At 26.9% G+C, this 12,818-nt stretch carries 15 protein-coding genes; 13 read left to right on the top strand and 2 right to left on the bottom strand.

The window, feature by feature from the left end:
• Positions 1-6: 6 nt before the first annotated feature.
• From ATH_RS07465 to ATH_RS07445, 5 genes are all read left to right on the top strand, one after another.
• A complete protein-coding gene (locus ATH_RS07465; protein WP_066181496.1) occupies positions 7-624 on the top strand; it encodes an FKBP-type peptidyl-prolyl cis-trans isomerase in 618 nt (205 codons plus the stop codon).
• A 125-nt stretch (positions 625-749) separates the two neighbouring features.
• The gene (fabD, locus tag ATH_RS07460) at positions 750-1,679 is read left to right on the top strand and encodes an ACP S-malonyltransferase (protein ID WP_066390146.1); all 930 of its coding nucleotides are present in this window, start codon (positions 750-752) and stop codon (positions 1,677-1,679) included.
• Entirely contained in the window at positions 1,672-2,370 is a 699-nt protein-coding gene (locus ATH_RS07455; RefSeq protein ID WP_066181502.1) for a 5'-methylthioadenosine/adenosylhomocysteine nucleosidase, read from the top strand. Before fabD ends, ATH_RS07455 begins: the two co-directional genes overlap by 8 nt.
• A gap of 59 nt (positions 2,371-2,429) precedes the next feature.
• A complete protein-coding gene (gene aspA, locus ATH_RS07450) occupies positions 2,430-3,836 on the top strand; it encodes an aspartate ammonia-lyase (RefSeq protein ID WP_066181504.1) in 1,407 nt (468 codons plus the stop codon).
• The gene (locus ATH_RS07445) at positions 3,787-4,323 is read left to right on the top strand and encodes an asparaginase domain-containing protein (protein WP_228140840.1); all 537 of its coding nucleotides are present in this window, start codon (positions 3,787-3,789) and stop codon (positions 4,321-4,323) included. Before aspA ends, ATH_RS07445 begins: the two co-directional genes overlap by 50 nt.
• Positions 4,324-4,325: 2 nt before the next feature.
• Here ATH_RS07445 and ATH_RS07440 read toward each other — a convergent pair whose 3' ends face one another.
• A complete protein-coding gene (locus ATH_RS07440; RefSeq protein WP_066181509.1) occupies positions 4,326-4,583 on the bottom strand; it encodes a helix-turn-helix transcriptional regulator in 258 nt (85 codons plus the stop codon).
• Positions 4,584-4,682: 99 nt separating this feature from the next.
• Between ATH_RS07440 and ATH_RS09925 the strand changes: the two genes are divergently transcribed.
• Positions 4,683-4,856 carry a hypothetical protein gene (locus tag ATH_RS09925; RefSeq protein WP_165595945.1) on the top strand — a complete coding sequence of 58 codons (174 nt, stop codon included), beginning with the start codon at positions 4,683-4,685 and terminating at the stop codon, positions 4,854-4,856.
• 101 nt (positions 4,857-4,957) lie between these two features.
• Positions 4,958-7,108, top strand: a complete 2,151-nt coding sequence (locus ATH_RS07435; protein ID WP_066390148.1) for a methyl-accepting chemotaxis protein — start codon at positions 4,958-4,960, stop codon at positions 7,106-7,108.
• An 11-nt stretch (positions 7,109-7,119) separates the two neighbouring features.
• Here ATH_RS07435 and ATH_RS07430 read toward each other — a convergent pair whose 3' ends face one another.
• Positions 7,120-7,542, bottom strand: a complete 423-nt coding sequence (locus ATH_RS07430; RefSeq protein ID WP_066390150.1) for a YchJ family protein — start codon at positions 7,540-7,542, stop codon at positions 7,120-7,122.
• Between the two features lie 135 nt (positions 7,543-7,677).
• Here ATH_RS07430 and ATH_RS07425 point away from each other — a divergent pair, with 135 nt between their 5' ends.
• The 6 genes from ATH_RS07425 to ATH_RS07405 all read left to right on the top strand — a co-directional run bounded on the left by ATH_RS07425 (position 7,678) and on the right by ATH_RS07405 (position 12,811).
• Positions 7,678-8,598: a manganese-dependent inorganic pyrophosphatase gene (locus ATH_RS07425; protein WP_066390153.1), complete on the top strand. Its 921-nt coding sequence runs from the start codon at positions 7,678-7,680 to the stop codon at positions 8,596-8,598.
• A 54-nt stretch (positions 8,599-8,652) separates the two neighbouring features.
• A complete protein-coding gene (locus ATH_RS07420) occupies positions 8,653-9,858 on the top strand; it encodes a mechanosensitive ion channel family protein (RefSeq protein WP_066181524.1) in 1,206 nt (401 codons plus the stop codon).
• A 73-nt stretch (positions 9,859-9,931) separates the two neighbouring features.
• The gene (locus ATH_RS07415; protein ID WP_066181527.1) at positions 9,932-10,501 is read left to right on the top strand and encodes a superoxide dismutase; all 570 of its coding nucleotides are present in this window, start codon (positions 9,932-9,934) and stop codon (positions 10,499-10,501) included.
• A gap of 40 nt (positions 10,502-10,541) precedes the next feature.
• The gene (locus ATH_RS09920; RefSeq protein WP_167542995.1) at positions 10,542-10,805 is read left to right on the top strand and encodes a hypothetical protein; all 264 of its coding nucleotides are present in this window, start codon (positions 10,542-10,544) and stop codon (positions 10,803-10,805) included.
• Positions 10,806-11,009: 204 nt separating this feature from the next.
• Entirely contained in the window at positions 11,010-11,321 is a 312-nt protein-coding gene (locus tag ATH_RS09915; RefSeq protein ID WP_167542996.1) for a helix-turn-helix transcriptional regulator, read from the top strand.
• A 182-nt stretch (positions 11,322-11,503) separates the two neighbouring features.
• The gene (locus ATH_RS07405) at positions 11,504-12,811 is read left to right on the top strand and encodes a 2-isopropylmalate synthase (RefSeq protein WP_066185593.1); all 1,308 of its coding nucleotides are present in this window, start codon (positions 11,504-11,506) and stop codon (positions 12,809-12,811) included.
• Positions 12,812-12,818 lie beyond the last annotated feature (7 nt).

Raw genomic sequence — 12,818 nt, 5'->3', positions numbered from 1 at the left:
TATTTTATGTCAAATAAAGTAATAGGAATAGAGTATACTCTAAAAGATGCAAAAACTGGTGAACAATTAGATACAAATGTGGGACAAGCTCCTTTAGAATTTGTTTCAGGAAAAGGTCAAATAATTCAAGGATTAGAAGATAAACTTGTAAAAATGTCAGCAAATGAAGAAGCGGATGTTTTAGTTGAGCCAAAAGATGGATATGGTGAGTATAATGCAGAAGCTGTACAAACTTTACCAAAAGAGCAGTTTGCTGGAATTGAATTAAATGAAGGAATGAGTCTTTATGGGCAAGGTGAACATGGAGAAACAATTCAAGTTGTAGTTAAATCATTTACAGATTCAGAAGTAACAATTGATTATAATCATCCAATGGCTGGTAGAACTTTAATGTTTAGTGTTGCTATATTAAGTTTAAGAGATGCAACAGAAGAAGAAGTACAAACTGGTGTTGTAGGTGGAATGGCTGCAATGGCAGGTGGATGTTGTGGTGGTGGATCTCAATCACAAGGTGGATGTGGAACAGGTGGTGGACACGGTGGTTGTGGATGCTCAAGTGAAGAAGAAGATCATGGACATAGCCACGGTGGTGGATGTGGTTCAGGTGGATGTGGTTGTAACTAATTCAATAATTCAAAAATATAAACTTTTGCTCAGATACTTAAGTGTATTTGGGCAAAATTATTTTTTAGGGTTTTAAGAAACTTTAAAAAGTGATTTTAAAATCTATTTTATAAAAAAGGTTAAAAATGAAAAAAGTAGCTTTTATATTCCCAGGGCAAGGAAGCCAAAGCCTTGGAATGGGAAGAGATTTTTTTGATAATAGTGATATTGCAAAAGAGATGATAGAAAAGGCAAGTGAAAGATTAAATATTGATTTTTCTAAATTACTTTTTGAAGAGAATGATAATTTAGGAAAAACAGAGTTTACGCAACCAGCTATATTATTAGTAAGCTGTATTGCACTTGCAGTTTTTAAAGAGAAATGTAATATAAAACCAGAATTTGTAATGGGACATTCTTTAGGTGAATTTTCAGCACTTGTAGCAGCAGGAGCAATAGATTATTTAGATGCTATTGAACTTGTAAATAAAAGAGGAATTTTTATGAGTGAAGCTTGTGAAGGTGGAAATGCTGGAATGATGGCTCTTGTTGGAATTGATGATGAAAAAGTTGAAACAATTTGTACAGAACAAAGAGCTTTAGGAAAACAAGTTTGGCCAGCAAACTATAATCTTGATGGACAATTAGTTCTTGCAGGAATAAAATCTGATTTAGAAAGCCTTGTAGATACTTTTAAAAGTGCTGGTGCAAAAAGAGCCTTGGTACTTGATATGAGTGTTGCATCTCACTGTGAGTTATTAGAAAGTGCTGTTGAGAATTTAAAACCATACTTAATGGAATATTTAAAAGATGAGTTTTTAAATGTTATTTCAAATGTTAGTGCAAATATATATTCAACAAAAGATGAAGCAATAGAACTTTTATCTTCACAACTTGTAAGTCCTGTAAAATATAAGCAATCTGTTAAGGCTTTTGCTGAAAAAGTTGATTGTTTTATAGAATTTGGACAAGGTACAGTTTTAAAAGGTTTAAATAGAAAAATTACTGATGTAGCAACTTTAAATGTGTCAGATATGAAAACATTAAATGAAACAATCAAGGCTTTAAATGACTAAATTGGCTATTATGGGAGCTATGCAAGAAGAGATAGATCCACTTTTAGAGTTTTTTAAAGAATATAAAGTAGTTGAATATGCTGATAATAAGTATTATGAAACAAGATATAAAGGACTTGATATTGTAATAGCTCATTCAAAAATAGGAAAAGTTTTTTCTTCTTTAACTGCAAGTACAATGATTCAAAAATTTTCTTGTGATACTTTACTTTTTTCAGGAGTTGCTGGAGCTGTAAATCCTAATTTAAACATAGGTGATATGGTTATAGCAACACAACTTTGCCAACATGATTTAGATATTACTGCTTTTGGACATCCAAATGGATATGTTCCAGGGGGAAAGGTTCTTGTAGATAGTTCAAAAGAACTTTTAGAACTTGCAAAAAAAGTTGCACAAAATAATAATTTAAAAGTAATAGAAGGAATTATTGCAACTGGTGATCAATTTGTACATTCAAATGAGAGAAAAGAATTTATAGAAAAGACTTTTAAAGCTGATGCTTTAGAGATGGAAGGTGGAAGTGTTGCGGTTGTTTGTGATGCTTTAAATGTACCATTTTTTATTTTAAGAGCAATAAGCGATAGTGCAAATGGTGAAGCAAACTTTGATTTTGATGAATTTTTACATAGTAGTGCAAAGATTTCTAGTGACTATTTAGTAAAAATTATTGATGAACTTATAAAAAAATAGCTTAATACTCTTTTGTGTAGGAATGTTCTATAATTCCATAAATTTTTTAAAGGATTTATATGGATACTCTACACAGAATTGAAAGAGATTTCTTAGGTCAAAAAGAGATCGAAAATGATAAATATTATGGAATTCAGACTTTAAGAGCTAAAGAGAATTTTAATATAACTACAATTGGTATAAACTTATTCCCAAACTTTATAATATCTTTAGCAAAAGTAAAAAAAGCTTGTGCTTTAACAAATTTTGAATTAGGTGATTTAACGCAAACTCAAAAAAATGCTATTGTTGGTGCTTGTGATAAAATTATTGCTGGAGAGTTTCATGAACAATTTATAGTAGATCCAATTCAAGGTGGAGCAGGAACTTCTACAAATATGAATGCAAATGAAGTAATAGCAAATATTGCTTTAGAAATTTTAGGTGAGAAAAAAGGTTCTTATGAAATTATTCACCCAAATAACCATGTAAATATGAGTCAATCAACAAATGATGCTTATCCAACTGCTATTAAAATTACATTATATGAGCTAATTTTCAAACTTCAAGATAGTTTACAAATTTTAAGAGATTCATTTTATGATAAAGCAAAAGAGTTTAAAGATATTTTAAAAATGGGAAGAACACAACTTCAAGATGCTGTTCCTATGACTTTAGGACAAGAATTTAAAACTTATGCAACAATGATTGATGATGATATAAATAGACTTGCAAAAGCTCAAGATACTTTAAAAGAGGTAAACTTAGGAGCAACTGCTATTGGAACAGGAATTAACACAAAACCAGAGTATCAAGAGCTTGTAATAAAACATCTTCAAGATGTTACAAAAACAGATTATTTTATGGCTAGAGATATGATTGAAGCTACACAAGATACAAGTACTTTTGTACAAATATCTGGTAGATTTAAATCTATTGCTATAAAAGTATCAAAGATTTGTAATGATTTAAGACTTCTTAGTTCAGGACCAAGAGCTGGATTAAATGAGATTAATCTTCCTCCAATGCAACCAGGAAGTTCTATAATGCCTGGAAAAGTAAATCCAGTAATGCCAGAAGTTGTAAATCAAGTTGCTTTTGATGTAATTGGAGCAGATGTTACAATTTCAATGGCAAGTGAGCATGGACAATTACAATTAAATGTATTTGAACCAATTATTGCATATAAACTATTTATCTCTATAAATATGATGAGAAGAGCGTTTGAAAGTTTAGCTGAAAAATGTATTAAAGGAATTACAGCAAATCCTGAAGTTTGTATGAATAATGTTTTAAATTCTGCAACTTTAGTAACTTCTTTAAATCCAATTTTAGGATATGAAAGAAGTTCAGCTGTTGCAAAAGAGGCTTTAAAAACTGGAAAAAGAGTTTATGATATTTTATTAGAGCAAAAACTTTTCACAGAAAAAGAGCTAGATGAACTATTACAACCAAAAAACATGGTTCATAACTATGACAAAATTTAAAATAACAGTTATAAATACAGGAGGTACTTTTAATAAAAGGTACAATCCTATAACTGGAGAACTTGAAGTACCAAAAGATGCTTTGGCACTTCAAGAAATTATAAATTATTCATATAATACAGAGTTTGAAGTTATAAGTATAATTTCAAAAGATAGTTTAGAAATGAATGAAAATGATAGAGAACTTATCACAAAAACTATACAAAATTGTAAAAATCAAAATATTATTATTGTTCATGGTACAGATACTATGAACTTAACTGCAAAATATTTAGATGAAAAAATAAAAAATAAAAATATAGTTTTAACAGGAGCTATGCTTCCTATTTCTATAAATAAAGTAGAAGCTACTCTAAATTTCTCACAAGCAGTTGGATTTTTAAATTCAAATATTAAAAATGATATTTATATTTCAATGCATGGAAGTGTAAAAAACTACAAAAATCTTATAAAAAATAAAGAAGAGGGTAAATTCTTAAACATATAGAATTATACTTTAAACAACTCTTCTATTTTTATATCTAAAGTTTTTGAAATCTTATAAATATGTTCCAAATTAAATTTTTTGTTATATCTATTATTTTCACAATTAGAGTAAAATGCTATTGATTTTATTCCTATATCAAGAGCTACCTTCTCTTGAGATAAGCCTTTTTTTAATCTACACTTTTTTATATTATTTGAAATTATTTTATAAAATTTATTTATCTCTTCTTTTGAACTGTTACTAAAATCTACATCTTGCAAAAATTATCCTATGGGTTAAATAAAAAGTAAACTTTAATAAGATAGAATATTTAAGTCTTTATCCTAGGGGATAAAATAAATCAAAAAAAGTATACATTTATGAAAAAAGATAAAGCATATAAAAATCTACTAAAGCTTATTTTTAAGCTTGAAAATATATCAATAAAAAATAAACAAAAAGTAGACAATAGAGCTGATGAAAGATTTTTTAAAGATATAATATTTGATCTGCATAATATTAGAATAAAGATTGAAAGAAATATCAATAGATAAAGATTATAAAACTTTAATAGTTTTATTAAATTAGTTTAATAAGATAAGGGTATTTTTATATAATTATTTTATAATAAATCAATAAAATCTAGGGGAAGAGAATGAATTTAAAGGCTAAGATATTTGTACCAGTAGTAATAGTAATTGCTATTTCATATATTATATTAGGATATTTTAATTTATCTAATAATTATGAAATAAATTATAAAAATATAAAAGAAAAAGAGATAGGGATTGTTTCAAGAGAAGCTCATATTATTGATGAGTTTTTAAAATTTAGGAAAGATCTTATAAATTCTATGTCTAATAAGATTGTAGTATTTGATAAAAATGATGAATTAGAGAAAATAAGAACAATTTCAAATTTATCGAAAGAAACAGGTGGATTTTCATCTGTCTATATTGGTTATGAAGATGATGGACTAATGACTAGATGGAGTGGGAAAGATAGTTCTCCAAAAATTGATAACTATGATTCAAGAACAAGACCTTGGTATAAAGATGCAAAAAGTTCATTAAAATCAGGATTTACAAAACCATATATTGATAGTGCTACAAAAGAATTAGCTATTTCTATATATTCACCAATTATAAATATAGATAAAAATTTAATTGGAGTTGTAAGTTCAGATTTACTTTTAGAAGATATTGTAAATAATGTTTTAAATATAGATTTAGGTTCAGAAGGTTTTGCTTATTTAGTTGATGAGGAAGGAAACTATTTAGTTCATAAGAATGAAGAATTAATAGGAAAAGAGAGTCCTATTTTTAAAGAGTTAAGAAATACTAAACAAAATTTTGCAGAGATAAAAATAAACGAAGAAGATATTTTAGTTTCAATGGCTACAATTTCTACAAGTTCTTGGACATTGATTCTTCAAATAGATAAGAAAAAGGCATTTGCTCCAATATATGAAGATTTAATTAAATTCTTTTTAATATCAATTTTATTTTTAATTTTAACAGTTATAGGATTTATTTATATTTTAAATAGTGCCTTAACTCCACTTCCAAAACTTCAAGCAGGAGTTATAAATTTCTTTGAATACTTAAAAGGAAATAGTAAAGAGATTGAAGATATAAGAATAGATACAAAAGATGAATTTTATACGATGGCAAGTAGGATAAATGAAGGTATTTCATCAGTGAAACAAACTTTAGAAAGCGATAGAGAGTTTTTAAATGATGTTCAAGAAGTTATGTCTAAAATAGAGCTTGGTTATTTTAATCAAAATATAAAAGTAAACCCTACAACAAAAACATTAATACACTTAAAAGATACAATAAACTCAGGATTAAAGAATTTGAAGTTGAATTTTGAAGAGATAAATCAAACTTTAGATGGTTATATATCAATGAATTATATAAAAGAACTAGATATTTGTAGTGTAGATAAAAATAGTACAGTAGAACAACTTATTTGTAAGATTGGGATTTTAAGAAAAACAATTATTGAGATGTTAAAAGAGAATAAATCTAATGGAAATATCTTAAATAGTAGTGCTAGTAATTTATTAAAAAATGTAGATATTTTAAATATTTCTTCAAATAAAGCTGCTGTTTCACTTGAAGAGACTGCTGCTGCATTAGAAGAAATTATGAGCACAGTTAATTCAAATGCAGATAATGTAGTTTTAATGTCTAAAAATGCTCAAGTTTTAAGAGATTCTGTAAAAAAAGGTGAATTATTAGCTAGTGAAACAAATCACTCTATGGATGAGATTAATACACAAGTTAGCTCTATAAATGAAGCTATTGAAGTAATTGATCAAATAGCATTTCAAACAAATATCTTAAGTTTAAATGCAGCTGTTGAAGCAGCAACAGCAGGAGAAGCTGGAAAAGGATTTGCAGTTGTAGCCCAAGAAGTAAGAAACCTTGCAAATAGAAGTGCAGAGGCTGCAAAAGAGATTAAAAATATTGTTGAGATTGCAACTTCTAAATCACATCAAGGAAAAGATATAGCAAATAGTATGATAGAAGATTATAAAGAATTAAATGACAATATTACAAAAACTTTAGATATCTTGGAAAATATTGCAAACTCATCAAAAGAACAACAATTAGGAATTGAACAAATTACAAATGCAATAAATAGCCTAGATATTCAAACACAGCAAAATGCTTCAATAGCTTCAAAAACAAATGAAATTGCAATAAGTGTAAATGATATATCACAAGTAATAATAGAAAATGTAAATACAAAAGAGTTTGAAAAGAAGGATGAAATAGATAAAACTAATATAGATTAATATTTTAAATATTAATCTATATTAAAAAACTCTCCATCTACGTAAAGCCAAATATTATTCTCTTTTAAAAATCTACTTTTTTCTATGAATGAGAGATCTTTTTTGTTTTGATATAAGTTTGCTTTAAATGTAACAAAGCTTTCAAAGTCATCATCGATAAAATCTAAAATTTCTAATTCTTTAAAATTTGTATTTTTACAAAATTGTTCAATGTCTTTATTCCAAGCTAAAGTATCTAAAGAAAAATCACAGTTTTTTTTATGAGTAGTTTTCATAATATAATCACTTCTTAAAAAGGCAAAAGCACTAAATCTTGATTTCATAAGTTCTAAAGCATTTGAAGGGAATTTTATATTGTCATGAAAAATCTTACAACATTTTTTATATTTTTTTAAACTTCCACAAGGGCAAAGAGAGTTTACATTAGATTTCAAAATATTCCTTTATATTAAAATAATTAAATTATTCTTTCTAAAATTATTAAAGTTTTAATTTTAAAAGAAATTTACCTCTTTTTAGATAAAATCTATACTTAAAAATAAAAAATAAGATAAAAAAGGATAAAAGCTATGGCTTTATATACATGTGGACATATTATTCCAGATTCAGATTCTGTTTGTTCAGCTATTTCATTAGCATATTTATTAAATAAAATTGGAAGAGAAGCAATTCCTGCTAGACAAGGTGAATTAAATCCTGAGACAAAATTCATTTTAGATAAGTTTGGTTTTGAAGCACCTTTGCTTAAAACTTCATTTGCAGGAGATGAACTATTTATAACTGATTATTCAGATTTGGCACAGGCTCCACAAGATATGGATAAAACAACAGTTGTAGGAATTGTTGATCATCATAAACTTGGGGATATTACAACATCAGCTCCACTTGAGTGTTGGATAAGACCTGTTGGGTGTACAAATACTATTGTAAAAGAGATGTATGATTATCATAAAGTTGAAATTCCTGCAAATATTGCAGCTATTATGATGTGTGCAATTTTATCAGATACCGTTATTTTCAAATCTCCAACATGTACACCACTTGATATTCAAGTTGTAAAAGAGCTTGCAAAAATTGCAAATATTGAAGATTATGGTGCTTTAGGTATGGAAATGTTTAAAGTGAAATCAGAAGTAGAAGGAACACCTATAAGGGAGCTTGTATTAAGAGATTACAAAAACTTTGATATGCATGGTAAAAAAGTTGGAGTAGGTCAACTTGAAGTTGTAGATGGTTCTGTATTTGATAAAATTAAAGATGAACTTATGTCAGATATAAAAAAAGTAAAAGATGAGCAAAAACTTCATACAGTTGCACTTTTATTGACTGATATTATGAAAGAGGGAAGTGAAGTTTTAGTAGTTTCAGATGATACTGCTATTTTTGAAAAAGCATTCTCTTGTAAACTAGAAAATGGAAAAATTTGGCTTGACGGATGTTTAAGTAGAAAAAAACAGATTATTCCTTTTTTAGAACCTGCATTTGCATAAGGTATAGAGTAAAATCTCTGTACCCTTTTAATAAACAAAAATAAGAGGTACAAAATGAAAAAACTTTTAATAAATTTCTTAAATGATGTTGGAATAGAACCAACATTTCTAACACTAAGTATATCTATACTACTGATTATGGCTCTTACAGCGATAGTTATTTATGTAGTTTTACATAAAATTATTTTAAAAAGCATAAATAAAATAAATGAAACGAAAGCAAATATAATAACATCTACGCTTTTAGAATATAGTCTTTTTCAAAGATTGTCATTACTTTTTCAAGGTATGGTTATTCATTGGCAGACTAAAATTTGGGTAGAAAGTGGAAATATTTATGAAATATTGACAACTTTATCTTCTGTGTGGATATCAATATTTGGACTTTTAGCTTTATATTCAATCATAGATAAAGTTTTTCAAGTACTACATACAGCGACAGAAGTTCCATTTTTCGCAATGAGAACAATAATCCAAAGTATAAAATTAATCTTTGGAATTATATGTTTAATTTATGTTATATCTATTTTAGCAGATAAATCGCCAGTCGCTATTTTAAGTGGACTTGGAGCTATGTCAGCTGTTTTAATGTTGGTTTTTAAAGATACAATATTAGGATTTACAGCTGGGCTTCAATTAAGTACAAATAAAATGGTACAAATAGGAGATTGGATTGAAATGCCAAAATATGGTGCAGATGGAGATGTTTTTGATATAGGAATAAATGTTGTAAAGGTTAGAAACTTTGATAAAACAATTACAACTATTCCAACATATGCACTTGTTTCAGACTCTTTTAAAAACTGGAGAGGAATGAGAGAATCAGGTGGAAGAAGAATTAAAAGAGCAGTAAAACTAGATATAAATAGTATAAAGTTTTTAAAAGATGAAGATATAAAAAAATTAGAAAAGGCAAATCTTTTAGCTCCGTACTTAAAGTACAAAATTGATGAAATAAGAGATTACAATGAAAAAAATAATTTTGATTTAAGTGTTAGTGTAAATGGAAGAAGACTTACAAATATAGGAACTTTAAGAGCATATCTTGAAACATATTTAAAAAATCATCCAAAAATAAATAAATCTATGACAATAATGGTAAGACAACTATCACCTACTGAGTATGGTTTACCACTTGAAATATATTGTTTTACAGCTACAACAGTTTGGATTGATTATGAAAATATTCAATCAGATATTTTCGATCATATCTATTCAGTTTTAGGTGAGTTTGGTATAAAACCATATCAATATGGATAAAAATAATTTTAACTATAAACAAAGATAAAATATTGTATCCTTTAAAGTTTAAATTTATTAAAAAGGAATTATTATGAAACACGAATTAATGAAATTACCATACGCAAGTTTAGCACCATTAATGTCTGATGAAACTTTAGAGTATCATCATGGAAAACACCACAATACATATGTTACAAACTTAAATAATCTTATTGCAGGAACAAAATTTGAGAATATGAGTCTTGAAGAGATTGTTAAAAACTCTGATGGAGGATTATTTAATAATGCTGCTCAAGTATTTAATCATGATTTTTTCTTCAATGGTTTAACACCAACTCAAGGTGCAATTCCAGCAAATGTTGAAGCTGCTTTAACAAAAACTTTTGGAAGTGTTGAGAAATTCAAAGAAGAGTTTACAGCTAAGGCTATTGGACAATTTGGTTCAGGTTGGGCTTGGTTAGTTAAAGATGCAAGTGGAGATTTAAAAATTGTTACTACATCAAATGCAGGATGTCCTATAACTGATGGTTTAACACCAGTTTTAACATGTGATGTGTGGGAACACGCATACTACATTGATACAAGAAATGCAAGACCAAAATTCTTAGAGAACTTCTGGAAACTTGTAAACTGGGATGTAGTTGCTAGTAAATTAGCATAATCCTAAAGGAAAAAGTATGGAACTCTCCATACTTTTTTAAATGAAATCAGGAATATTTAAAAATTCAAAACTAAATTTTTTAGAATTAAGATATGTAAAAGATATCGAAAATTGTGTAAAGATGCATTTACACGAAGAACTTACAATAACTGCAATAAAAAAAGGCTCACTAAATCTTATTTTCAATGATACTTCTTGTGAACTAAAACCAAACGAAATAGCTATTATAAATAGTCAAATTCCACATTGTGCAACACTAAATAAAGAATCAAAAGATGGATATGTTTTGTATTTAGAAAAATAGTATTTAAAAAAGATAGATTTTAACTTTTTTTCATCTTATGAACTAATAAATCAGAAAAACATTTATAAAAATTTTATTAAATTATGTGATTGTTTACTTGATAAAAAAGTTTCTTTAATAGAAAAAGAAGAAAGTTTTTATATATTTTGTTTATCATTCTTTTCATTTGAACAAAAGATAAAAAACTTCCAAGAAGAGTCAAGATTGGCTTTAAATATTAAAAAACATTTAGATGAAAACTATCTTGAAGAGTTTATATTAAATGATTTAGCAAAAGAGTTTAAACTAAGTGTAGTTCATTTAATACGAGTATTTAAAAAAGAGTTTGGACTTCCAATTCACTCATATATTTTAAATAAAAAAGTACATCTAGCAAAAGATTTAATATCTTTAAATAAACCTATTATTGAAGTTGCTCAAAATAGTGGATTTTTCGATCAAAGTCATTTAAATAGAAGTTTTAAAAGAATTTTCCAGATTACACCAAAAGAGTATCAAAATAATATTTTTAAATAATGTTAATTTTGTACAAGATTTAATTTTTTTAAAAAGTTATAATTAAGAAAATTAAAAATAGGAGTTTGTTATGAGTGTAAATATTACAAAAACTTTTATCTCTTTTTCTATTCTCTTTCTCTTCTAAATCTTCAATCAATCAAAATAATTTACAAAATAAAAATATAACAAAAGGAAAACTTATGAGTTTTACAAAATATAAGAAATACCCTAAAATTGAAAACTTTCAAAGAGAATGGGCAGATAAAAGTATAGAAAAAGCACCAATTTATTGTAGTGTAGATTTAAGAGATGGAAATCAAGCTTTGATAAATCCTTTAACTGTTGAGCAAAAATTAGAATATTTTGCTTATTTAGTGAGAATAGGTTTTAAACAAATAGAGGTTAGTTTTCCAAGTGCTAGTGATACAGATTTTAATTTTACAAGAAAATTAATAGAAGAAAATTTAATTCCTTCAGATGTAGCTATTCAAGTTTTAGTTCCAGCAAAAAAAGAGCTTATAAAAAAGAGTGTTGAAGCTATGAAAGGTGTAAAAAATGGTATTTTTCACTTATATAATCCAACAAATGAGTTTCAAAGAAGAGTCGTTTTTCAAAAAAGTGATGAAGAAATAATCCAAATGGCAGTTGATTCTATGAAGTATTTACTTGAACTTACAAAAGATTTTGAAGGAAATGTTATTTATCAATATTCACCAGAGAGTTTTTCTCAAACGAATTTGGATTTTGCTATAAAAATATGTAATGAAGTTATAAATGTTGTAAAACCAACAAAACAAAAAAAGATGATAATAAATTTACCAAATACTTTAGAAGCTTGTACTCCAAATGTATATGCAGATAGAATAGAGTATATGTGTAAGCATTTAAAATATAGAGAAGCTTTAATTGTAAGTGTTCATCCACATAATGATAGAGGAACATCTGTTGCAAGTGCAGAGTTAGCTGTTCTTGCAGGAGCAAATAAGGTTGAAGGAACTTTATTTGGAAATGGTGAACGAGCAGGAAACTTAGATATTATAAATTTTGCTTTTAATATTTATTCAGAAGGAATTGATCCTAAATTAGACTTATCAATAATTGATGAAGTAAAAGCTATGTATGAAGAGAAAACAAACTTTAAAGTAGATCAAAGGCATCCTTATGTTGGAGATATGATATTTACAGCTTTTAGTGGTGGACATCAAGATGCTATTAAAAAAGGGATAGATTTTTATAGACAAAGTGAAAGTAAAATTTGGAATGTACCGTATTTATTAATAGATCCAAAAGATATCAAAAGAGGGTATGAAAATATTATTAGAATAAACTCACAATCTGGAAAAGGTGGAATTAGTTTTATAATAAGTGAATTTTTTGGGATCAATATGAACAAAGATGAAACTATAAAGTTTGCTAATGTGATTAAGAATAGATCAGATAGATTAAAAAGAGAGTTAGAAAAAGATGAAATAATAGAACTATATAAGAAGTTTCAAAATAAAAGTTGAGTTAATT

The organism is Aliarcobacter thereius LMG 24486 (genome assembly GCF_004214815.1).
GTDB lineage: Bacteria > Campylobacterota > Campylobacteria > Campylobacterales > Arcobacteraceae > Aliarcobacter > Aliarcobacter thereius.
This window is presented reverse-complemented; position numbering and strand designations above follow the sequence as displayed.

Excerpts from the sequence above, each read along its gene's own strand:
- ATH_RS07435 (WP_066390148.1), top strand. The coding sequence starts at position 4,958 with ATGAATTTAAAGGCTAAGATATTTGTACCAGTAGTAATAGTAATTGCT.
- ATH_RS07455 (WP_066181502.1), top strand. The coding sequence starts at position 1,672 with ATGACTAAATTGGCTATTATGGGAGCTATGCAAGAAGAGATAGATCCA.
- ATH_RS07405 (WP_066185593.1), top strand. The coding sequence starts at position 11,504 with ATGAGTTTTACAAAATATAAGAAATACCCTAAAATTGAAAACTTTCAA.
- ATH_RS07445 (WP_228140840.1), top strand. The coding sequence starts at position 3,787 with ATGAACTATTACAACCAAAAAACATGGTTCATAACTATGACAAAATTT.
- aspA (WP_066181504.1), top strand. The coding sequence starts at position 2,430 with ATGGATACTCTACACAGAATTGAAAGAGATTTCTTAGGTCAAAAAGAG.
- fabD (WP_066390146.1), top strand. The coding sequence starts at position 750 with ATGAAAAAAGTAGCTTTTATATTCCCAGGGCAAGGAAGCCAAAGCCTT.
- ATH_RS09920 (WP_167542995.1), top strand. The coding sequence starts at position 10,542 with ATGAAATCAGGAATATTTAAAAATTCAAAACTAAATTTTTTAGAATTA.
- ATH_RS07415 (WP_066181527.1), top strand. The coding sequence starts at position 9,932 with ATGAAACACGAATTAATGAAATTACCATACGCAAGTTTAGCACCATTA.
- ATH_RS07420 (WP_066181524.1), top strand. The coding sequence starts at position 8,653 with ATGAAAAAACTTTTAATAAATTTCTTAAATGATGTTGGAATAGAACCA.
- ATH_RS09925 (WP_165595945.1), top strand. The coding sequence starts at position 4,683 with ATGAAAAAAGATAAAGCATATAAAAATCTACTAAAGCTTATTTTTAAG.
- ATH_RS07425 (WP_066390153.1), top strand. The coding sequence starts at position 7,678 with ATGGCTTTATATACATGTGGACATATTATTCCAGATTCAGATTCTGTT.
- ATH_RS07465 (WP_066181496.1), top strand. The coding sequence starts at position 7 with ATGTCAAATAAAGTAATAGGAATAGAGTATACTCTAAAAGATGCAAAA.